Annotated in this window: 22 protein-coding genes; 10 read left to right on the top strand and 12 right to left on the bottom strand. The window is 70.9% G+C overall.

The window, feature by feature from the left end; translation table 11 throughout:
• Positions 1 to 87: 87 nt before the first annotated feature.
• The gene (locus VMN58_02885; protein HUF32140.1) at positions 88 to 2,106 is read left to right on the top strand and encodes a M13-type metalloendopeptidase; all 2,019 of its coding nucleotides are present in this window, start codon (positions 88 to 90) and stop codon (positions 2,104 to 2,106) included.
• Positions 2,107 to 2,208: 102 nt separating this feature from the next.
• Here VMN58_02885 and VMN58_02880 read toward each other — a convergent pair whose 3' ends face one another.
• The 4 genes from VMN58_02880 to VMN58_02865 are packed head-to-tail and all read right to left on the bottom strand — an operon-like array spanning position 2,209 to position 4,226.
• Complete coding sequence (locus tag VMN58_02880; GenBank protein ID HUF32139.1) at positions 2,209 to 3,117, bottom strand: hypothetical protein; 909 nt, start codon at positions 3,115 to 3,117, stop codon at positions 2,209 to 2,211.
• Positions 3,118 to 3,159: 42 nt separating this feature from the next.
• The gene (locus tag VMN58_02875; protein HUF32138.1) at positions 3,160 to 3,417 is read right to left on the bottom strand and encodes a hypothetical protein; all 258 of its coding nucleotides are present in this window, start codon (positions 3,415 to 3,417) and stop codon (positions 3,160 to 3,162) included.
• Positions 3,418 to 3,468: 51 nt separating this feature from the next.
• Positions 3,469 to 3,726, bottom strand: coding sequence for a hypothetical protein (locus VMN58_02870; protein HUF32137.1), 258 nt, complete (start codon positions 3,724 to 3,726; stop codon positions 3,469 to 3,471).
• A complete protein-coding gene (locus VMN58_02865) occupies positions 3,723 to 4,226 on the bottom strand; it encodes a RelA/SpoT domain-containing protein (protein HUF32136.1) in 504 nt (167 codons plus the stop codon). The genes VMN58_02870 and VMN58_02865 overlap by 4 nt, the downstream gene beginning before the upstream one ends.
• Between VMN58_02865 and VMN58_02860 the strand changes: the two genes are divergently transcribed.
• The 5 genes from VMN58_02860 to VMN58_02840 all read left to right on the top strand — a co-directional run bounded on the left by VMN58_02860 (position 4,225) and on the right by VMN58_02840 (position 9,193).
• Positions 4,225 to 5,097 (top strand): 5'-3' exonuclease H3TH domain-containing protein, encoded by an 873-nt coding sequence (locus VMN58_02860; GenBank protein HUF32135.1) that lies wholly within the window; start codon positions 4,225 to 4,227, stop codon positions 5,095 to 5,097. The genes VMN58_02865 and VMN58_02860 overlap by 2 nt on opposite strands.
• 49 nt (positions 5,098 to 5,146) lie before the next feature.
• Positions 5,147 to 6,706 carry an acyl-CoA carboxylase subunit beta gene (locus VMN58_02855; GenBank protein HUF32134.1) on the top strand — a complete coding sequence of 520 codons (1,560 nt, stop codon included), beginning with the start codon at positions 5,147 to 5,149 and terminating at the stop codon, positions 6,704 to 6,706.
• Complete coding sequence (locus VMN58_02850; GenBank protein ID HUF32133.1) at positions 6,706 to 6,894, top strand: hypothetical protein; 189 nt, start codon at positions 6,706 to 6,708, stop codon at positions 6,892 to 6,894. The genes VMN58_02855 and VMN58_02850 overlap by 1 nt, the downstream gene beginning before the upstream one ends.
• 110 nt (positions 6,895 to 7,004) lie before the next feature.
• A complete protein-coding gene (locus tag VMN58_02845; GenBank protein HUF32132.1) occupies positions 7,005 to 8,012 on the top strand; it encodes a metallophosphoesterase in 1,008 nt (335 codons plus the stop codon).
• Entirely contained in the window at positions 8,009 to 9,193 is a 1,185-nt protein-coding gene (locus VMN58_02840) for a CoA transferase (protein HUF32131.1), read from the top strand. The genes VMN58_02845 and VMN58_02840 overlap by 4 nt, the downstream gene beginning before the upstream one ends.
• 56 nt (positions 9,194 to 9,249) lie before the next feature.
• Here the strand turns inward: VMN58_02840 and VMN58_02835 are convergent, their stop codons facing one another.
• The 5 genes from VMN58_02835 to VMN58_02815 all read right to left on the bottom strand — a co-directional run bounded on the left by VMN58_02835 (position 9,250) and on the right by VMN58_02815 (position 14,513).
• Positions 9,250 to 10,389: a serine hydrolase domain-containing protein gene (locus VMN58_02835; protein ID HUF32130.1), complete on the bottom strand. Its 1,140-nt coding sequence runs from the start codon at positions 10,387 to 10,389 to the stop codon at positions 9,250 to 9,252.
• A 49-nt stretch (positions 10,390 to 10,438) separates the two neighbouring features.
• Complete coding sequence (locus VMN58_02830; protein HUF32129.1) at positions 10,439 to 10,906, bottom strand: hypothetical protein; 468 nt, start codon at positions 10,904 to 10,906, stop codon at positions 10,439 to 10,441.
• A 4-nt stretch (positions 10,907 to 10,910) separates the two neighbouring features.
• On the bottom strand, positions 10,911 to 12,857 hold the full coding sequence (locus tag VMN58_02825; GenBank protein ID HUF32128.1) for a protein meaA: 1,947 nt from the start codon (positions 12,855 to 12,857) through the stop codon (positions 10,911 to 10,913).
• A gap of 63 nt (positions 12,858 to 12,920) precedes the next feature.
• Positions 12,921 to 13,562, bottom strand: coding sequence for a leucyl/phenylalanyl-tRNA--protein transferase (aat, locus tag VMN58_02820; GenBank protein HUF32127.1), 642 nt, complete (start codon positions 13,560 to 13,562; stop codon positions 12,921 to 12,923).
• A 99-nt stretch (positions 13,563 to 13,661) separates the two neighbouring features.
• Positions 13,662 to 14,513, bottom strand: coding sequence for a 3-hydroxybutyryl-CoA dehydrogenase (locus tag VMN58_02815; protein ID HUF32126.1), 852 nt, complete (start codon positions 14,511 to 14,513; stop codon positions 13,662 to 13,664).
• Positions 14,514 to 14,687: 174 nt separating this feature from the next.
• Here VMN58_02815 and VMN58_02810 point away from each other — a divergent pair, with 174 nt between their 5' ends.
• Positions 14,688 to 15,362: a Type 1 glutamine amidotransferase-like domain-containing protein gene (locus VMN58_02810; GenBank protein ID HUF32125.1), complete on the top strand. Its 675-nt coding sequence runs from the start codon at positions 14,688 to 14,690 to the stop codon at positions 15,360 to 15,362.
• A 10-nt stretch (positions 15,363 to 15,372) separates the two neighbouring features.
• Here VMN58_02810 and VMN58_02805 read toward each other — a convergent pair whose 3' ends face one another.
• Together VMN58_02805 and VMN58_02800 are read right to left on the bottom strand one after the other, a co-directional pair.
• A complete protein-coding gene (locus VMN58_02805) occupies positions 15,373 to 16,224 on the bottom strand; it encodes a peptidylprolyl isomerase (GenBank protein HUF32124.1) in 852 nt (283 codons plus the stop codon).
• A 1-nt stretch (position 16,225) separates the two neighbouring features.
• A complete protein-coding gene (locus VMN58_02800; GenBank protein ID HUF32123.1) occupies positions 16,226 to 16,837 on the bottom strand; it encodes an FKBP-type peptidyl-prolyl cis-trans isomerase in 612 nt (203 codons plus the stop codon).
• A gap of 114 nt (positions 16,838 to 16,951) precedes the next feature.
• On the opposite strand from VMN58_02800, the gene VMN58_02795 reads away from it, so the two are divergent.
• From VMN58_02795 to VMN58_02785, 3 genes are read left to right on the top strand one after another with little or no spacing between them, the layout of a single operon-like run.
• Positions 16,952 to 17,497: a helix-turn-helix domain-containing protein gene (locus VMN58_02795; protein ID HUF32122.1), complete on the top strand. Its 546-nt coding sequence runs from the start codon at positions 16,952 to 16,954 to the stop codon at positions 17,495 to 17,497.
• Between the two features lie 12 nt (positions 17,498 to 17,509).
• Positions 17,510 to 18,742: an aspartate kinase gene (locus VMN58_02790; protein HUF32121.1), complete on the top strand. Its 1,233-nt coding sequence runs from the start codon at positions 17,510 to 17,512 to the stop codon at positions 18,740 to 18,742.
• 48 nt (positions 18,743 to 18,790) lie between these two features.
• The gene (locus tag VMN58_02785; GenBank protein HUF32120.1) at positions 18,791 to 19,819 is read left to right on the top strand and encodes an aspartate-semialdehyde dehydrogenase; all 1,029 of its coding nucleotides are present in this window, start codon (positions 18,791 to 18,793) and stop codon (positions 19,817 to 19,819) included.
• 89 nt (positions 19,820 to 19,908) lie between these two features.
• On the opposite strand, the gene VMN58_02780 is transcribed toward VMN58_02785, so the two are convergent.
• Positions 19,909 to 20,187, bottom strand: coding sequence for a MazG nucleotide pyrophosphohydrolase domain-containing protein (locus VMN58_02780; GenBank protein ID HUF32119.1), 279 nt, complete (start codon positions 20,185 to 20,187; stop codon positions 19,909 to 19,911).
• Positions 20,188 to 20,211: the final 24 nt, after the last annotated feature.

The raw sequence follows: 20,211 nt of genomic DNA, 5'->3' as shown, positions 1-20,211 counted from the left end.
GTGCCGCTGGGGTGTGTCCGCGCGAGCCGGTGATCAATCGGTGCGGGTGCGTTCGCCGCGGCGTCAGGCGCCGAGCGGCAGTGTCATGTGTTCGCAGTCCATGGCACCATCTCGTCGCACCACGTCGATCATCACAGGAGCCAGCGCGTGACCACTACTGACCCACCGCGGTCGCACGACTTCGATGTCACCATCCGCCCTCAGGACGATCTGTTCGGCCACGTCAACGGCACCTGGGCTGCGACGGTGTCGATCCCGGAGGACCGTTCTGTCCACGGTTCCTTCGAAATACTGCGGGACGAGGCGGAGGCGAACGTGCGGGCGATCATCGAGGAGGCGGCGGCCTCTGAGGCACCTCGCGGCACTGAGCTGCAGCAGATCGGCGACCTGTACACCAGCTTCATGGACGAGGCGGCGGTCGAGGCCGCCGGGGCTGCCCCGCTGCGACCGCTCTTCGAACGCGTGGCGGCGATCCACGACCGGGAGGCGCTCGTCCAGCTCCTCGGCGAGCTCCTCCGTCTCGGTGTCGGAGGCCCGCTCTCGATGCACGTCGGCGTCGACAAGGGCAACCCGAGCCGGAACGTCCTGCACCTCTTCCAGAGCGGCCTCGGGCTGCCCGACGAGTCCTACTACCGGCTCGACGAGCACGAAGCGCTCCGTGTCGCCTACCGCTCGTCCATGATCGGCCTGATGGACCTCGCCGGCATCGGCGGCGGCGAGGAGGCAGATGCCGTGATCGGCCTGGAGACGCGGCTGGCGGACGCGCACTGGGATCGGACCGCCGTCCGCGATGCGGTGAAGACCTACAACCTGCGATCCGCAGACGAGCTGGAGGCACTGCTGCCGGTCGCGCCGCGGCTGTTCACGGCCGGCGGGATCACCGAGCAGGCATGGGCGGAGGTGGTGGTCGCCCAGCCCGACGTCGTCGAGGCGACCAGCCGCCTGCTCGAGGAGGTGGATCTGGACTCCTGGAAGCACTGGAGCAGCTGGCGGGTGCTCGCGTCCCAGGCGCCGTACCTCTCGAGCGCGTTCGTCGAGGCGCACTTCGACTTCTACGGCAGGACGCTCACCGGGGCTCCCCAGCTGCGTGAGCGGTGGAAGCGGGGCGTCGGGCTCGTCCAGGCGGTGCTCGGTGAGGCGGTGGGGAAGCGATACGTCGAGCGCCACTACCCGCCGAAAGCCGAGGCGCAGATGGCGCAGCTCGTGGAGAACCTCCTCGAGGCGTACCGGCGGCGCATCACTGACCTCGAGTGGATGGCGGACGAGACGCGGCAGCGGGCGCTCGCGAAGCTGGCGGCGTTCACCCCGAAGATCGGCAAGCCGGTGAAGTGGCGCGACTACTCGAGCCTCGAGGTCGACCCCCACGACCTCATCGGGAACATCCGCCGGGCCGACGCGTTCGCGTTCGAGTACCAGCTTGGCAAGCTTGAGGGCCCGGTGGACCGCAACGAGTGGCACATGACGCCGCAGACGGTGAACGCCTACTACAACCCGCCGATGAACGAGATCGTCTTCCCGGCGGCCATCCTGCAGCCGCCGTTCTTCGATCCAGACGTCGATCCGGCGTACAACTATGGCGCCATCGGTGCGGTGATCGGCCACGAGATCGGCCACGGCTTCGACGACCAGGGTTCTCGCTACGACGGTGATGGCACACTCCGGGACTGGTGGACGCCCGAGGACCGCGCGCGCTTCGACGTGAAGGTCAAGGCGCTGATCGAGCAGTACGACTGCCTGTCACCGCGAGGCCTCGACCCGAGGCACACGGTGAACGGCGGCCTCACCGTGGGCGAGAACATCGGGGACCTTGGCGGCGTGACGGTTGCCCACCACGCCTACCGGCTCAGCCTCGGAGCTAGCGGTGAGGATGCGCCCGTCATCGACGGGCTCACAGGCGACCAGCGCTTCTTCATCGGCTGGGCGCTCGTTTGGCGAGTGGTCCTCCGGGAGGCCTACGCGATCCAGCGCCTGTCGCTCGGTCCTCATTCTCCGCCGGAGTTTCGTGCGAATGCGGTTCGCAACGTCGACGCCTTCCACGACGCATTCGGTACCGCTCCCGGTGATGGCCTGTGGCTTGACCCGGAGCTGCGCGTCTCGATTTGGTAGCGGGTGGCCCCCCGAGGTGCCCGCTTGGGATGGCGCTCCTCGGTCACTGACGCTGCGCGTAGCTTCCGTCGCAGGAGCGGCAGGCGGATTGGGGGAGGCCGGTCACCGGAGGCCCTGGCCGCTGGTGAACACGGAGACGTCGACCTCGTCGGTCTTCGACCATCGATTTCCAGCGTCGTCGATGGCGCCTGCCGGCTCGATGAGGGCATCGAGGGGTCGCGCCAGGACCTCCTGCTCAGGACGGAGCAGGTAGAGGTCGGTGTGGTGGTAGCCATCCTCCTCCCGACCTTTCTGCCCGACCCCCAGCCGATCGAGCTCATGCTGGACGTAGAGGCGTTCTTCGGTGTCGGCGAAACGTCGTTGCGGGAAGGTGGCCTCGTCGAGGCGCTCGGTCACGAGGCCGTGCGCGGCGCCCGCGTCCACGATCGGGGCGAAGTCGACCCATCGCAGGCACAGCACGGCGAGGCGCGGGCTGCGGGCGCAGCGCAGGACGCGGTCGATCGTCCGATCGGTGATGTAGCCGATCCCACCCGATACGGTGATCAGGTCGGCATCGCGGAGCTCGCGGGCGAGCGCCGGTGAGGGGTCGCTCCCCTCGAGATCCTCCGCGAATCCCGCGTCGAGGATGCCTGCCGCGGTCGCGTAGGAGATCGCGGGAGCCGAGCTGTCGACCCCGCTGACCCGGGTGGGGTCGACTCGCCGGTGCGTGGCATACCACTCCTGGTCGAGAGCGAGGAGCTCCGCGCTCTCGAGGTCGTCGACCGGCGGATCGCAGTAGTGCCGGATGATCTCGTCGAACTCCAGGTCGTGCTTGAGCACGGTGGCGTTGACGCCGTAGGAGCAGCACAGGTCGACGACGCGCGAGTTTGGGCCCGCAGCGAACGCATCAGCGAGTTGACCGAAGACAGCGCCGCTGTGCGCGGGGATCTGGTAATCGTGCTCGCTCAGGGTCGAGTAGTACCGGCGAGGATCAGGCGAGGTGTAGATCTCGTCGAAGTCTGCCTTGGCCAAGGTGGCCCCCCTGCGATGGCGGCCGGTGAACGGCCGAGCCGCTCAGCCGAGTCCGGCGAGGAACCGCGAAGCGTGGACGATGGTGCCGTCGAAGTAGTTCGAGTGGGTGCTTCGGATCGTGTCGATCGAATCTGAGGCGATGAGGACCACTTCGACTCGTGCCTTGTCGCGGTATGTCTCCTCGCACGCCGAGTAGGCGCGGACAGCCGCCTCGGAGTTGCCACCGAAGTCGATTTGCTCGGTGAGCTCGCCAGTCTCGTGGTCGAAGACGAGCAAGAAATGCACAAGATCCCTTGCCATGCGGATCACGCTACACCCGTGGCCGTCAGGTTGGGCGGTCGGCAAGTGAGATCATAGAAAGGCGTCGGCGGCCGCACGGCGTCGCGTGATCTCTTGCTCCAGGCTGCTCGGGACCGACTCTCCTCGCTCTTCGAGCGCCATGGCCTCGCTGATGAGCTGGAGCAGGATGAGCACCTCAACTGGGCCGCGTCCGCTCTTGAGATCAACATCGAGCCGACCGCCCAGCCGTTCCACCGTCACGGCCCAGTCGTGTTGAGCCGGAGTGCGCAGCTGGACCTCGATGCGCCTGTCGTCGTACAGAACGATCACGTGCAGACCTCTGTAGCCGGAGCCGGACGCTCGATGTAGTCCTTGGTCGACGTCTGGCGCTTCCGAAGCGTGGAGTTCTTCGTGACTGCGTAGACGGCTGCGACCGTAGGCAGGACCGCACGGCAACCGCCGATGTCCTGCATGTTGGCCAGGCTCATCGTGGGCTCCCGCTTGAGCTTGTCAAGGATGGTCGGCAGGCGCTTCAGTCGTTGTGACACATGAGGCGCGTACCCGGCGGTGCGCACCATCGATCGAACGCCCATCCCCGCCTTGGTGAGCGGGTAGGCGTGAGCAGCCCGGAAATCCTGGATGACCAGGATGGCGTTCCGGATCTTGGCCGGGTTCTTCTCGCGGCCATCGAGGTAGTAGCGGAGCGTCTTGCCCGCCCGATTCACCTGCGACGTGCTGTACTCCAGCTCCTGTCGCGGCATCATCGAGACGCTACTCGCAGCCTCGCCGTCGACGACACGAAAACCGCCTCTGAGCAGGAGCAATGCCATGCAGGTGCACCTCGTCGACGGGACCTACGAGCTGTTCCGACACTTCTACGCCATGCCTTCGCGCACCAACGCCGACGGCGAGGAGGTTGCGGGGGTGCGGGGTGTGCTGGGCTCCGTGCTCGGGATGCTGGAGGAGGGCGCCACCCACCTGGGGGTGGCGTGCGACACGGTCATCGAGTCGTGGCGCAACGACCTGTGGCCCACCTACAAGGACGGCAGCGGGATCGACGAGGAGCTCCACGCCCAGTTCCCCATCCTCGAGGAGGCTCTGGCGGCGGCGGGGTTCACGGTGTGGGGGATGGTCGCCGACGAGGCCGACGACGCCCTGGCTGCCGCCGCCCGGGTGGCGGCTGACGACGAGCGGGTGGAGCGCGTCTTCATCTGCACGCCCGACAAGGACCTCGGACAGTGCGTGGGCGGCAAGGTCGTGCAGCTCGACCGGCGCAAGGGTGCCCTGCTCGACGCCGGCGCCATCGTCGAGAAGTTCGGTGTTTCGCCGGCGTCGATCCCCGACTACCTGGCCCTTGTCGGTGACACCGCCGATGGCTTCCCCGGGCTCCCGGGGTGGGGCGCCAAGTCGGCTGCCGCCGTCCTGGCCCGCTACGGCCACCTGGAGGACATCCCCGACGCTCCCGGGCAGTGGGAGGTGTCGGTGCGCAGCTCGCCCAAGCTCGCCGCGACCCTCGCCGCCCACCGGGACGAGGCGATGCTGTTCCGCACCCTGGCGACCCTGCGGACCGACTGCGATGTCGGCACGGTCGACGTCTGGCGCTGGACCGGCCCGACCGATGCCCTCCCCGCAGTGGCGGCGCGCCTCGACGACCTTCGCCTCGTCGACCGGGTCGGGCGCCTGGCCGCCCGTCGGCGCTGACCCCGAGCCCTTTGGTGGCCTCCCGGAGGGCTCCGGTAGCCTGCCGATCGTGACCGAGCACCCCCTGAGAGAGCGCCTCGAGGAGCTGGCCAAGCGCAAGGAGGCCGCCCTCCACGCCGGCTCCGAGCGATCCGTCGAGCGGCAGCACGCCAAGGGCAAGATGCTCGCCCGCGAGCGGATCGAGTACCTCCTCGACGACGGCTCGTTCCACGAGCTCGACATGCTGGCCCGCCACCGGGCCCACGGCATGGGCCTCGAGGACGAGCGTCCCTACACCGACGGAGTGATCACGGGGTGGGGGACGATCGACGGGCGCAAGGTCTTCCTGTTCTCGCAGGACTTCACCGTCTTCGGCGGTGCCCTCGGTGAGGTCTTCGCCGAGAAGATCCACAAGGTGATGGACCTGGCCCAGTCGGTCGGTGCCCCGTTCATCGGGCTCAACGACGGCGCCGGTGCCCGCATCCAGGAGGGCGTGGTCTCCCTCGCCTCCTACGGCGGGATCTTCTACCGCAACGTGCAGAGCTCGGGTGTGGTGCCCCAGATCAGCGTGATCCTCGGCCCCTGCGCCGGCGGGGCGGTCTACAGCCCGGCGCTGACCGACTTCATCTTCATGGTGCGCGAGTCGTCGCACATGTTCATCACCGGCCCCGACGTGGTGAAGACCGTCACCGGCGAGGACGTCACCCTCGAGGAGCTCGGCGGTGCCATGACGCATGCCTCGAAGTCGGGCGTGGCGACCTACGTGGCCTCCGACGAGAAGGCCTGCCTCGACCAGGTCCGCTACCTCGTGAGCTTCCTGCCCTCGAACAACCTCGAGGAGCCTCCGGCGTTCGCCCCCACCGACGATCCCGAGCGGCGCTGTCCCGAGCTGATCGACCTCATGCCCGACAGCCCCAACAAGCCGTACGACATGGTGAAGGTCATCGAGGCCGTCTTCGATGACGGGGAGTTCTTCGAGTACTACGCCCACTGGGCCAAGAGCATCGTCTGCGGCTTCTCCCGCCTCGACGGGCGGGTCGTCGGCATCGTCGGCAACCAGCCGCAGATCCTCGCCGGCGTGCTCGACATCGAGTCGTCGGAGAAGGCGGCCCGCTTCGTCCGGACCTGCGACGCCTTCAACATCCCGCTGGTGACCTTCGTCGACGTGCCCGGCTTCCTGCCCGGCGTCGACCAGGAGTACGGCGGCATCATCCGCCACGGCGCCAAGCTGCTCTACGCCTACTGCGAGTCGACCGTCCCCCGGATCCAGGTCATCACCCGCAAGGCCTACGGCGGCGCCTACGTGGTCATGAACTCCAAGTCGATCGGCGCCGACCTCGCCTACGCCTGGCCCTCCGCCGAGCTCGCCGTCATGGGCCCCTCGGGCGCCGTCGACATCGTGTACCGCCGCGAGCTGCAGCAGGCGTCCGACCCGGTCGTACGCCGGGCCGAGCTGGTCGACGAGTACACCGAGCGCTACGCCAACCCGTACAACGCGGCCGAGCGCGGCTACATCGACGACGTCATCGACCCTGCCGAGACGCGGGTCAAGCTCATCGCCGGCCTCGACATGCTGCGCTCGAAGCGCGAAGAGCTCCCGAAGCGCAAGCACGGGAACGTGCCGCTGTAGTGGCGGTCCGGCCCACCCCCACCGACGAGGAGCTCGCCGCCATCATGGCGGCCGTCGAGCTCAGCTGGCCGCGGCCGGTGATCGTCGCCGACCCCGCCGGCCCCGCGGGGGCGACCCCCGCGTGGCGCTTCTCCGGCCGCTGGTGGCGCCGGCCCATCCCGGTGCGCCGCGACCGGCCCTGGGCGTAGTCCAAACCCCGGACCCGGGCCTGAGGCGAGCCGTCCTCCGTCGTTCGGCCGCCGCCCCCGGACGGCTCCGCGGTGCCGGGATGCCCGCCGCTCCGTCTACGGTCACCGGTGTGACCCTCGAGCTCACCACCGTGGCCGATGACGAGGCCGTCGCCTTCGACGGGGTGGAGGTCGTCCACGTCATCGGCTTGGAGCCCGGCAGCCACCACGAGGTGGCGGGACTGTCGTTCCGCACCCTCGACCGGCCGCCCGGCGAGCGCCTCGCCACCGTGGCGGCGGTCAACGACGTCCACTTCGGAGAGGAGGTGGCCGGGGTGCTCGGAGGCCGTTCCACCGCTCCCACCTTCAGCGTCGAGCCGGGCGAGACCCCCTACCCCGAGGTCATGAACCGGGCGGCGGTGGCGGAGATCTCGGCCGTCGACCCCGACGTCGTGGTGGTCAAGGGCGACCTCACCGCAGACGGCACCCTCGACCAGGTCCAAGCGTTCCACGACTGCTACGGGTCGGCCTTCGGAGAGCAGCTCATCTGGATCCAGGGGAACCATGAGTCGTACCACGAGGTCGAGATCGGCTCGCCCTCGGTCCAGGAGGTTGCCCTCCCGGGCGTCACCCTTGCGGTGCTCGACACCAGCCTCCCGCGCCTGCCCACCGGCGGCGTCTCCGACGACCAGCTCGAGTGGCTCGACGAGCTGGCGAGCCGTGCCGACCGGCCCGTGCTCGTCTTCGGCCACCACCACGCGTGGGACCCGGGGAGCCGCACCCGAAGCCCGACCTACTTCGGGATCAACCCCGACGACTCCGAGCGGCTGGTCGAGGTCGTGGCGCGCCGGCGTTCGATCGTGGGCTACCTCGCCGGTCACACCCACCGCAACCGCGTGCGGCGCTTCCAGGCGACGGGCGAGGTGCCCTGGGTCGAGGTGGCGTGCGTCAAGGACTTCCCCGGGGCGTGGGCCGAGTACCGGGTCTTCGAGGGCGGCATCCTCCAGGTGTTCCGCCGGATCTCCGCTCCCGAGGCCCTCGAGTGGTCGGAGCGCACACGTGGCATGTTCGAGGGCCTCTACCCGGAGTACGCCTTCGGCGAGCTCGGTGACCGCTGCTTCGCCTTCCCCACGCGATGACCCCCGGGGCGGGCCCGGGGACGACGGCGGGCAAGTCGGACCACCCGCTGCCGCTCGCCGACCTGCGGGTGATCGACTGCTCGACGGTGGTGGCGGGTCCGGGCTGTGCCCGCTACCTGGCCGACTTCGGGGCCGACGTCATCAAGGTGGAGCGGCCCGACGGGGGTGACACCACGCGCGTCATGGGATGGCGCGACCCGTCCGACGGCGTAGCGCTGTGGTGGAAGCTCGCGGGGCGGGGCAAGCGCGCCGTGACGCTCGACCTGAAGGACCCCGACGGCCTCGCCGCCATGCGTCGGCTGTGCGCCGGCGCCGACGTCCTCGTCGAGAACTTCAGGCCCGGCACGCTCGAGCGTCTCGGCCTGGCGCCCGACGACCTCATCGCCGCCAACCCGCGCCTGGTCGTCACCCGGGTGAGCGGCTTCGGTCAGGACGGCCCGTACGCGTCCCGGCCCGGCTTCGCCACCCTCGCCGAGGCGATGTCCGGCTTCGCCGCGATCAACGGCGAGCCCGAGGGCTCCCCGCTCCTCCCGCCGATCGCGCTCACCGACGAGGTCACGGCACTGGTCGCGGCCTTCGCCACCATGGTCGCTGTCCACTCCGGTCAGGGACAGGTCGTCGACGTCAACCTGCTGGAGTCGCTCTTCCAGCTCATGGGGCCGCTGATCTCCGCCCACCACCTCCTGGGTTACCGCCAGCCGCGCCTGGGCTCGGGCATCCCCTACAGCGTCCCGCGGGGCACCTACCGCACCGCCGACGGGCACTGGGTGGCGATCTCCACCTCGGCCGAGTCGGTCGCCGCCCGCGTCATGGCCCTGGTGGGCGCCGGCGACGACGATCGCTTCGCCACCTTCGACGGCCGGATCGAGCACCGCGAGGAGGTCGACGCCCTCGTGGGGGGCTGGGTCGGCGCCCGGCCCGTCGACGAGGTCATGGCCGCCTTCGCCGAGGCCGAGGCGGCCATCGCCCCGGTGATGACCATGGCCGACATCGCCGAGGATCCCCACTACCGGGCGCGGGGCTCGATCGCGGAGGTGGACGGCGTCCCCATGCAGGGCCTCGTCGCCCGCCTCTCGGCCACCCCCGGTCGCATCCGGTGGGCGGGCCGGCCCCTCGGCGCCGACACCGACGATGTCCTTGCCGAGCTCGACGATGGCGCGGAGGGGTCTCAGGGCACGTGAGCCCCCACCGGGTGTGCCGGCATCTACCAGCCGGCGCCCGCGGTGATCCCGTCGGCTCAGCCGGCGCCGGCGAGGGCGGCGAAGGTGCTGAGCACGACGCTGACGCCCCGCATGTCGCCGGTGGTGCCCTCACCCATCCGGTTCATGACGTAGGCAATGGTGAGGCGGGCGTCGAGGTCGTTGACCACGAGCGACCCTCCCCAGCCTCCCCAGAAGCACGTCCGGGGGTTGGGGCTGAGCGGGGTGTGGGGGGAGTTGAGCCCGTACCCGGTGCCCAGCCGCAGGGGGATCCCGAGGACGAGGTCGACGCCGTCGGCCTGCACCTCGAACACTGCGTCACAGCCCGCCTCGGACAGGAGGCGCACCCCCCGGGCCTCGCCACCGCAGGACAGCACCGACTGGACCAGCGCCACCGACCGGGCATTGCCGTGTCCGCCGGCGGCCGGGATCTCGGCCCGCCGCCAAGCCTCCTCCCAGGACTCCTCGGCGCCGATGGCGGGGTTGGAGAGGGCGCGGGCGGTCATGCCGCCGGCCGCACCACCGGTGAGGCTCGGGTTCGGTTGGGGGACCACTCGTGCCACCCGGGCGTCGTGCTCGGGTGGCAGTCCGATGTGGAAGTCGGCGCCGAGGGGGCGGGCGACCTCCTCGGCGAAGAACGTTCCGAGCGACCGCCCGCTCACCCGTCGGACGACCTCGCCCACCAGGTAGCCCTGGGTGACGGCGTGGTAGCCGGAGGCGGTCCCCGGCTCCCACCAGGGCGCCTGGGCGGCGAGGAGCGAGGTGGCGCGCTCCCAGTCGTAGAGGACCTCTGGCCCGACCGGCTCCTCCCAGCCCGGGAGGCCGGCGGTGTGGCCAAGCAGGTGGGCGACGGTCACGCCCTCCTTGCCGGCGGCGGCGAACTCGGGCCAGTACGTGGCGACCGGCGCGTGCAGGTCGATCTCGCCCTGGTCGGCCAGGATCAGCGCGCAGAGGGCGGTCATGGTCTTGGTCGTTGACCAGACGTTGGTGATCGTGTCGCGCTCCCACGGCGTGGTGCGGGCCTCGTCGGTGTGGCCGCCCCAGAGGTCGACCACCAGCTCTCCGCCGAGGGTGACGGCTACCGAGGCGCCGACCTCGAGCCCCTGGTCGAAGTTGGACGCGAAGGCATCGCGCACCATCGTGAACCGGTCGTCGCACTTCCCGTGCACCTCTGCCATCGCCGTCTCCTCTGCTCGCGGCTGAAGGGGCGACGCTAGTGCGACCGGGCTAGCTGTCTGCGAGGGCGATCTCGATGCGCGAGGTGGCCCACATGCGGGCGTCGGTGAGGGCAGCTTCGGCGCCGGCGACCACCTCCGCGGCCTTTAGGCCGTGGGCGGGGTAGCACGCCACCCCCGCCCAGATGATGACGTCGCTGCTGACGCCGCGGCGCATCCGCTCGATGGTCCACACGGCGCCGTCCTCCGGGGTCTCCTCCAGGATCAGGCCGAAGCCCCCGTCGTCGAGCCGGCACGCCGTGTCGGACTCCCGCAGGCCGAGGAGGAGCACCTCGGTCACCCGCTGGGCGGTGGCCGTGGAGGGGCGGCCCGGCCGGCCGCGCTCGGCCACGGCGATCAGGGCGAGGGAGGTCGGGCGCAGGAGCCGCCGTGCCATCGCCACGCGGGTCGGGAAGGCGGCCCGGAGGAATACCTCATCGAGCAGCCCGGTCTCGGGATCGATGATCGCCGCCGTGTTCACCCTCTCACGATCGGCGCGAAGAGGCTACGAGTGAGGTGATCTCGTCCATGATCTTCACGAGCTCGAAGTCCTTGGGCGTGTAGACCGCTGCCACGCCGGCCGCCAGCATCCTCGGGCGGTCGGCCTCGGGGATGATCCCGCCCACTACGACGGGCGCCTCGACCCCTGCTTCGCGCACCAGGCGGACGACATCGGGTACCAGCTCGAGGTGCGAGCCGGAGAGGATCGACAAGCCGATCACGTCGACGTCCTCGTCGCGCGCCACCGCGGCGATCTGCTCGGGGGTCAGCCGGATGCCCTGGTAGACGACCTCCATACCGGCGTCCCGGCCGGCCACGGCGATCTGCTCGGCGCCGTTGGAGTGCCCGTCGAGGCCGGGCTTGGCCACGAGGAAGCGGGGTGGCCCCCCGGGCAGGGACTTGACCCGCTCGGCGACTGCGGCCAGGCCGCCGATCCCGTGGCCGACGGCAGCGGCCACGCCGGTGGGGGCGCGGTATTCGCCGAAGACCTCCCGCAGCACGTCGGACCACTCGCCGGTGGTGCCCCCGGCGTGGGCCAGGTCAATGGTGGCCGGCATGATGTTCTCGTCGCTGGCGGCCACGCGAGCCAGCTCGTCGAGCGAGCGCTTCACCGCGTCGGCGTCGCGCTTCGTGCGCCAGGCGACCACGTCGTCGACCATGGCCTGCTGCACCCCGGCATCGACCTTGAGGATGTTCTCCTCGCCGCCGAGGGGCGAGTCAGCCGTCTCGGTGAAGGCGTTGACGCCCACCACCTGGAGGTCGCCGGACTCGAGGCGGCGCATGCGCTCGGTGTGGGACGAGACCAGCCGCCCCTTGAGCTCGTCGATCGCCTCGAAGGCCCCGCCGAGCTCGAGCACGTCGTCGAGCTCGGCCTGGGCGGCGTCGCGGAGCTCGGCCGTCTTGGCCTCGATGACCGTGGAGCCGTCGAAGATGTCGTCGTACTCGAGCAGGTCGGTCTCGTAGGCGAGCACCTGCTGGAGGCGCAGCGACCACTGCTGGTCCCATGGGCGGGGGAGGCCAAGGGCCTCATTCCAGGCGGGGAGCTGCAGCGACCGGGCCCGGGCGCTCTTGGAGAGGGTGACGCCGAGGGCTTCGAGCACGATCCGCTGCACGTTGTTCTCGGGCTGGGCTTCGGTGAGGCCGAGGGAGTTCACCTGCACGCCGTAGCGGAATCGCCGCAGCTTCGGGTCGGTGACGCCGTAGCGCTCCTCGCAGATCCGGTCCCACATCTGGGTGAAGGCCCGCATCTTGCAGGTCTCCTCCACGAAGCGGATCCCGGCGTTGACGAAGAACGAGATGCTCGCCACGACGGCCGGGAAGCGGTCCTCGGCAACCTGGCCCGACTCCCGCACCGCGTCGAGCACGTCGATGGCGGTGGCGAGGGAGTAGGCGATCTCCTGCACTGGCGTGGCGCCCGCCTCCTGGAGGTGGTAGCTGCACACGTTCATCGGGTTCCACTTGGGGATCCACTCGGCGCAGAAGGCGATCATGTCGACGATCAGGCGGCGGCTCGGCAACGGCGGGAAGATGTAGGTCCCCCGCGACAGGTACTCCTTGACGATGTCGTTCTGAGTGGTGCCCCGCAGCGCCTTGCTCTGCACCCCTTGGTCTTCGGCGTTGGCCACGTAGAGGCCGAGCAGCCACGCGGCGGTGGCGTTGATCGTCATCGAGGTGTTCATCTCGCCTGCGGGGATGCCCTCGAGGAGCTGCTCCATGTGGCCGAGGTGGGTCACCGGTACGCCGACCTTGCCGACCTCGCCCTTGGCCAGGATGTGGTCGGGGTCGTAGCCGGTTTGGGTCGGCAGGTCGAAGGCGATCGACAGGCCGGTCTGGCCTTTCGCCAAGTTCATCCGGTAGAGCTCGTTCGACGCCCGGGCCGAGGAGTGGCCCGAGTAGGTGCGCATCAGCCAGGGACGGTCACGGTCGGCCATGGCACCATCGTCCCCCGCAGGACGAGGTGCTGTCACATGCGGGTTCGTGGTCGAGTCGCAGGGTCAGGTGAAGGCCTCTGGAAGCGGCCGGCTGAGGGCATCGGCGAGGAGCTCGAGATAGCGGGGGCGGGGGATGTCGACCGCGCCGAGGGACTCGAGGTGCGGCGTCGTCCACTGCACGTCGAGGACCACGCCCCCACCCTCGCGGAGGAGTGAGACCAGGCGCACGAGCGCGACCTTCGAGGCGTCGGCCGTTCGGTGGAACATCGACTCGCCGGCGAAGAGGCCGCCGATGGCGATCCCGTAGAGGCCGCCCACCAGGTCGTCGCCCCGCCACGCCTCCACGCTGTGGGCCCATCCCAGCTCGTGCAGGCGCACGTAGGCCTCCGCCACCTCGTCGGTGATCCATCGACCTTCACGGTTCGGCGCGGCGCACCCGGCGACCACCTCGTCGAAGGCGGTGTCGACCCGCACCTCGAGGTCTCGGCACGACCGGCGCAGCGACCGGCTCACGCGAAGCCCGTCGAGGGGCAGGACCGCCCGCGGGTCGGGCGACCACCAGCCGAGCGCCTCGTCGCGCCGGCCCACGTCCACGGGCATGGGGAAGAGGCCCGACCGGTAGGCGGCCAGGATCGTGCCCGGCTCGAGGTCACCGCCGATGCCCACCAGACCGTGGGGGTCGGCCTCGGTCGCCGGGGGCAGCACCCAGATGGAGGGTTCCGGCTCGGTCGGTGTCACGGACCAAGTGGCCTCGGCCGCAGGCGGAGTCCGCTCAACCGCGCCAGAGCGGGTGACGGGGCCCGCTCACCCGTAGTCGTAGAACCCGGCGCCCGACTTCCGGCCCAGCTGGCCGGCGGCGACCATGCGGCGCAGCAGCGGCACGGCGGCGTAGTTCGGGTCGCGGAACTCGTCGTAGAGGGCGTCGAGGATGGCGAGGGAGGTGTCGAGGCCGACGAGGTCGAGCAGGGCGAGCGGGCCCATCGGGAAGTTGCAGCCGCCCTTCATGGCTGTGTCGATGTCGTCGCGGCTGGCGGTGGCCGTCTCCAGCATCCGCACGGCGTTGTTCAGGTAGGGGAACAGCAAGGCGTTGACCACGAAGCCGGCGCGGTCCTTGACCTCGACCGGTGACTTGCCGCAGGTCTCGGCGAAGGCCCGGACGGCGTCGATGGTCTCGTCGGAGGCGGTGAGCGGCCGGACGATCTCGACGAGGCTCATCATGGGCGCCGGGTTGAAGAAGTGCACGCCGCACACCTGCTCGGGTCGCCCGGTCTGGACGGCCATCTCGACCACCGGGAGGGTGGACGTGTTGGTGGCGATGATGGCGCCGGCCTTGCAGATGCCGTCGAGCTCGGCGAAGAGCTCGGTCTTGACGGCGAGGTCCTCGACGACCGACTCGATCACCAGGTCGCAGTCGGCGAGGTCGGACAGCGAGGACGTGGCCGTGACCCGCCCGAGGATCTCGTCGCGCTCGGTGGCCTCGAGACGACCCTTGTCGACCTGCTTGGCCAGCGACTTCGTCAGCCGGGCCACCATGTCGTCAGCGCTCTCCTGCTTGCGGGAGCGGAGCACCACCTGGTGGCCGGCACGCGCCGCGACCTCGGCGATGCCCGACCCCATGATCCCCGACCCGATGATGCCCACGCGTTCGATCGCCATGAAGAGGTACGTTACCCGGGGGGCGGGAAGAGGTCCGAACCTGGGCGCCTCGGCGCGCCGACGTCCGTCTGGAGGGGTCCGAGCTGTGGAGATCGAGTCCACCGAGCGCGCCGGCTTTCCCGTGGTGACCGTCTACGGCTCCCTGGACGACGCCCTCGGCGAGGGCGCGACCAGGTGAGCGGCCCCGGCCCGCTGGCGCTCGTCGGAGGGGGGGAGTGGCGCGACGGATCCACCGTCGACGCCGAGCTCCTCGAGGCGAGCGGCGCCTCTGAGGTCCTGGTCCTGCCGACCGCGGCGGCCTACGAGCATCCCGACCGCGCCGTCGCCGTGGCCCGGGCGTGGTTCGGAGGCATCGGTGCCGAGGTGCGAGGCCTCGAGGTGCTGCAGCGCAGCGACGCCCTCGATCCCGACCACGTCGCGGCGGTGGCGGGCGCCCGCTTCATCTATCTAGGCGGAGGCTCCCCCCTCCACCTCCGGTCGGTGCTGAAGGACAGCCCGGTCCTCGAGGCGATCCGGTCGGCCTGGCAGGACGGCGCCGTCCTGGCGGGTTCGTCGGCCGGCGCCATGGCGCTGTGCGACCCCATGATCGACCCCCGTGGCGGCGCCTTCACCGTGGGGCTGGGCCTCGTCGTCGGCCTGGCGGTGCTGCCCCACGCCGACAGCCGGGTGGCCGACGAGCACCGCCGGACGCTCGAGCTCGCCGAGCCCACCACCTGCGTGGTGGCGCTGCCGGAGCGCACAGCGGTGGTTCGCGGCCCCGACGGCACCTGGCGGGCGGCCGGCGCCGACCCTGGCGAGGTGCGGATCTTTCGGGCCGGCGAGGTGGTCGGGCTCGACGACCTGCCCTAGCGAGGGGGTCTCAGCCCTCGCGCGCTTGGATGTCCACGGACCGGATGGTGACCACCTCGGTCGGTGTGCCGCTGTCGCTGCCCCGCTCCTCGATCGCCTCGACGACGTCCATCCCGTCGATCACCCGCCCGAACAGCGAGTAGTGGGGTGGGAGGGTGGCGCCGTGCTCGCCGGTGACGATGAAGAACTGCGCGCTTCCGCTGTCGGCGCCCTGGCCTGTCTGGGCCTGGTAGCGGTTGGCCATGGCGACGGAGCCGATCTCGTAGGTCCCTGGCTCGGGGAGCTCGTCGGGGATCGTGTAGCCGATGTCGCCGGTGCCCGGCGGGTCGCCCACTGGGTCTCCGCCCTGGGCGACGAAGTCGGGGATGACGCGGTGGAACGTGGTGCCGTCGTAGGCGGCCCAGCGGGCCAGGTTCACGAAGTTGTTCACCGTGCCCGGTGCGCCGTCCTGGTCGAGGTCGATGGTGATCTCGCCGAGGTCGGTGGTGATCACCGCCACGTAGCCGACGTCGTCGGCGATGCAGCGCTGCGGGGCGTCGTCGAAGCGGACCACCGGCTCGGGCGGCTTCTCGTCGGGGGCGCACTCGCCGGTGCCGTAGGCGAACGGCATCGCTCCGGCGGGCGGCGCCGTCGTCTCCTGCGCCGTGGTGGTGCCGTCGCTGCCGGCCGGGTCGCCATCGGGTGGGGGCGTCGTGTCGGTGGTGCCCGTGGTGTCGGTGTCGACGGCGGTGCCGGCGTCGTCGTCGCCCCCTCCGACGAGGACCACGAGCAGCCCGAGGATCACCACCGCGGCCAGCGCCGCGCCGGCGATCGTCAGATGGCGTCGTCGGGGGTCGTCGATCGGGCCGGGTTCGGTCGTCACCTCAGGAGATTCCGACGAGGTCGACCACGAAGATGAGCGTCTCCTCCGGCCCGATCGCCGGCGGGCTGCCCTGGGCGCCGTAGGCGAGGTCGGAGGGGATGATGAGCTGGCGGCGGCCGCCGACCCGCATGCCCTCGAGGCCCTCGTCCCACCCGCGGATCACCCGGCCGGCACCGAGCTCGAAGGGGAACACCTGGCCGCGGTTCCAGGAGGAGTCGAACTCCTCCCCGGTGCTGAAGGAGACCCCGACGTAGTGCACCTCGAGCGTGTCGCCCGCCGTCGCCTCTTGGCCGTCGCCCTCCTCGAGGTCCTCCACCACCAGGTCGGTGGGGGGGTCGCCGTCGGGGACTTGGACCTCGGGCTTGTCGGCGGGGTCGACGGTGTCGGTCGTCGCCGGCTCCTCGGTGGTGGTGGTGCCGTCACCGGCCTCGGTGGTGCCCTCGTCGTCGCCGGCGCGACCAGCGAGGAGGACGAGCACGGCGAAGACGGCGAGGGTGGCCACGGCCGCGGTGACGAGGCGGCGCCGGCGCTGCGCCCGGACCGCAGCGGCCCGCTCGGCCTCGAGCCGGGCCTGACGGCCTTCCTTCTTGCGCTGGCGCTTCTCGGTTCCCATGGGCGAAGAACCATAGGCGGGACCAGAGGGCGGGCCGCCGTCAGCTTCCAGTTCCTGCCGTTTCCGTCCTACGCTGGCCTCTCGGCGGCGGCAGATGCGAGAGGGAGTGCGCACATGACCGACACGCGACCCGACGACGACATCGACGATGCCTCGCGCGCCGTCGGCGCCCGTCTTCGTTCGGTCCGCCATCAGCGCGGCCTGTCGCTCGACGAGGTCGAGCGCACCTCAGGGGGGCGATGGAGCGCCTCGGCGGTGGGCGCCTACGAGCGGGGCTTCCGGAACCTCAGCCTGCCGCGGCTGCGTGACCTGGCCGACTACTACAGCGTGCCGATCCAGGTGCTTCTCGAGGAACCGTCGTCGCCCTCCCGGGCGGCTCGGCCCGGTGCCCCGTCGGTGTCGCTCGACCTCGTCGCCCTGGATGCGTCCGACGCCGAGGAGCTGGGCTCGACGGCAGCCTTCGCCCGCCTGGTCGTCGAGCGCCGGGGTGACTGGAACGGTCGTGTCCTCACCATGCGCGCCGACGACGTGCGGGCGCTGGCGTGGGGGATGGGCCTCGACGAGGCCGCGTACCTCACCGTGCTCGAAGGCCACGGCGTGGTGATCACCGACGTCCGCGGCTTCCTCGAAGCCGCCGGGGGTCCGCCCGCCGGCGGGTAGCGTCGGGCTCGCATGAGCCTGGTGGTGATGAAGTTCGGAGGCACGTCGGTCTCCGATCCCGACCGCATGCGCGCCGTGGCAGACCACGTGGCGCGCACCCGCCGTCGCGGCACCGAGGTCGTGCTGGTCGTCAGCGCCATGGGAAAGGAGACCGACGACCTCCTCCGCCTGGCCGGTCAGGTCACCAGCCGCCCCGCTGGCCGGGAGATGGACATGCTCATCACCGCCGGGGAGCGCAAGGCGTCGGCCCTGATCTGCATGGCCCTGCACGAGATCGGTGTCGGCGCAGAGAGCTTCACCGGCAGCCAGGCGGGCTTCATCACCGACACCACGCACACCAACGCCAAGATCATCGAGGTCCGGGGCGACCGGGTCCGCCGGGCGCTGTCCGAGGGCAAGGTCCCGGTGGTCGGCGGATCGCAGGGCGTCAGCACCGCCTTCGACGTCACCTTCCTCGGCCGCGGCGGCTCCGACACCACCGCGGTTGCTCTGGCCAAGGCGCTCGGGGCCGAGAGCTGTGAGCTCTACACCGACGTGAGCGGCGTCTACACCGCCGATCCCCAGGTGGTCGACGATGCTCGTCGCCTCCCGTTCATCTCGTTCGACGAGCTGCTCGAGCTGACCGCCATGGGCTGCCCGAAGCCGGCCATGCGCTCGGTCGAGTTCGCCCGCCGCCACGGCGTGTCCCTGCACGTCCGATCATCGTTCACCTGGGAGCCCGGCACCCGGGTCCAGGAGGAGGACACCGACATGGAGCAGTCCGTCGTCACCGCCGTCACCTACGACGACTCCGAAGCGAAGGTCACGGTGCTCGATGCCCCCGACCGCCCCGGCGTCGCCGCTCGGCTGTTCCGGTCACTCGCCGACTGCGACGTCAACATCGACATGGTCGTGCAGAACGTGTCGGAGCACGGCGCCACCGACATCTCCTTCACCGTGCCCCACGCCAACCTCGACACGGCCCGCGAGGTGTGCGAGGCGCTCAGCGCCGAGATCGGTGCCCAGTCGGTGGTGACCGACCCCGGCATCGCCAAGGTGTCGATCATCGGTGCCGGGATGAAGAGCCACCCCGGCGTCACCGCCACCATGTTCGAGGTCCTCGCCGCTGCCGACATCAACATCGAGATGATCTCGACGTCACCGATCCGCGTCACCTGCGTGGTGCGCTCGGACCGGGCAGAGGAGGCTCTGCTCGTCCTCCACGACGCCTTCGAGCTGTCGGGCCCGGTCCCCACGACCTCCTAGCGCATACCGGCTCTGTTCCCGAACCGGTCGGCCGGTACCCTCGTGGCCATGTCGGTGAACGTCGGGATCGTCGGTGCGACCGGGCTGGTCGGGGGGGTGGTGCGCTCGGTGCTCGCCGAGCGGGGCTTCCCCGTGGACCGCCTGCGGCTCCTGGCGTCGGCCCGCTCGGCGGGACGCCGCCTCGAGTGGCAGGGCATAGAGATCGAGGTGGAGGACGCCGAGGTGGCCGACCCCTCGGGCATCGACATCGCCATCTTCAGCGCCGGTGGGGGCACCTCCAAGGCGCAGGCGCCCCGCTACGCGGCCGCCGGGGCCACCGTCGTCGACAACTCCTCGGCGTGGCGCATGGACCCCGACGTCCCGCTCGTGGTCCCTGAGGTCAACGCCGACGCCCTCGACCGCATCCCGAAGGGGATCGTCGCCAACCCGAACTGCACGACCATGGTGGCGATGCCGGTGCTCAAGGCGCTCCACGACGAGGCGGGGCTGCGTCGGCTCGTGGTGAGCACCTACCAGGCGGTCTCCGGTGCCGGGCTGTCCGGCATCGGGGAGCTCGAGGAGCAGCTCACCAAGGGCGCCGGCGAGTCGTCGTCGCTGGCGTGGTCGGGCGATGCCGTGGCCCTGCCGGTGGGGCCGAACTTCGTCGCGCCCATCGCGTTCAACGTGATCCCCTTCGCCGGCAGCCTGGTCGACGACGGGGCGGAGGAGACCGACGAGGAGCACAAGCTCCGCGATGAGAGCCGCAAGATCCTCGGCCTGCCCGATCTGGCGGTGTCCGGCACATGCGTGCGCGTTCCGGTCTTCACCGGTCACTCCCTGTCGATCAACGCCGAGTTCGACCGGCCCATCACCCCTGAGCGGGCGCGCCAGGTCCTCGCCGCGGCGCCGGCGGTGGAGCTGGCCGACGTGCCCACCCCGCTGGCAGCCGCCGGCGTCGACCCCACCTACGTGGGCCGCATCCGACGTGACCCCGGCGTGGCCAACGGCCTTGCGCTGTTCCTGTCGGGCGACAACCTGCGCAAGGGTGCCGCCCTCAACGCCGTCCAGATCGCCGAAGCCCTCCTCGCCCGCCGCTGAGGCTCATGGGCGGTCCTCGGCGCCGGGTTGTGTGCGTCGCGCGTCCGCTGCGAGCGCCGAGCGCGCACATCTCGGGTTGGGGGCGGTCCTCAGCAGGTGCAGGGCAAGGCCGCACAGCGGGGGCAGCCGGCGGCGTAGCGGGCGGCGGCCTCGTCGAGGCTGAGGCCCAGCTGGTCGGCGATCGAGGCCAGCCAGGCGAGCACGTCGCCCAGCTCGTGGAGGCGGGCCTCGTCGTCGCCCTTGCGGATGGCCTGGGCCAGCTCGCCGACCTCCTCGACCAGCCACGCCACCGAGGCGGCGGTGCCCCGCTGGCGGTCGCGCACCCCGTAGGTGCGGGCCATCAGGTCCTGGAACGCTACGAGGTCCACCGGCCGAGGCTACGGCGAGGACGG

This window comes from Acidimicrobiales bacterium, assembly GCA_035512495.1.
In the GTDB taxonomy this organism is placed as follows: Bacteria; Actinomycetota; Acidimicrobiia; order Acidimicrobiales; family CADCSY01; genus DATKDW01.
The sequence above is the reverse complement of the archived record's forward strand: the minus strand, read 5'-3'. Positions and strand labels throughout refer to the sequence as shown.

Coding starts and splice junctions, on each gene's coding strand:
- VMN58_02875 (HUF32138.1), bottom strand. CDS start 3,417: ATGGCAAGGGATCTTGTGCATTTCTTGCTCGTCTTCGACCACGAGACT.
- VMN58_02860 (HUF32135.1), top strand. CDS start 4,225: ATGCAGGTGCACCTCGTCGACGGGACCTACGAGCTGTTCCGACACTTC.
- VMN58_02865 (HUF32136.1), bottom strand. CDS start 4,226: ATGGCATTGCTCCTGCTCAGAGGCGGTTTTCGTGTCGTCGACGGCGAG.
- VMN58_02840 (HUF32131.1), top strand. CDS start 8,009: ATGACCCCCGGGGCGGGCCCGGGGACGACGGCGGGCAAGTCGGACCAC.
- VMN58_02835 (HUF32130.1), bottom strand. CDS start 10,389: ATGGCAGAGGTGCACGGGAAGTGCGACGACCGGTTCACGATGGTGCGC.
- VMN58_02825 (HUF32128.1), bottom strand. CDS start 12,857: ATGGCCGACCGTGACCGTCCCTGGCTGATGCGCACCTACTCGGGCCAC.
- VMN58_02815 (HUF32126.1), bottom strand. CDS start 14,513: ATGGCGATCGAACGCGTGGGCATCATCGGGTCGGGGATCATGGGGTCG.
- VMN58_02800 (HUF32123.1), bottom strand. CDS start 16,837: ATGGGAACCGAGAAGCGCCAGCGCAAGAAGGAAGGCCGTCAGGCCCGG.
- VMN58_02795 (HUF32122.1), top strand. CDS start 16,952: ATGACCGACACGCGACCCGACGACGACATCGACGATGCCTCGCGCGCC.
- VMN58_02790 (HUF32121.1), top strand. CDS start 17,510: ATGAGCCTGGTGGTGATGAAGTTCGGAGGCACGTCGGTCTCCGATCCC.
- VMN58_02785 (HUF32120.1), top strand. CDS start 18,791: ATGTCGGTGAACGTCGGGATCGTCGGTGCGACCGGGCTGGTCGGGGGG.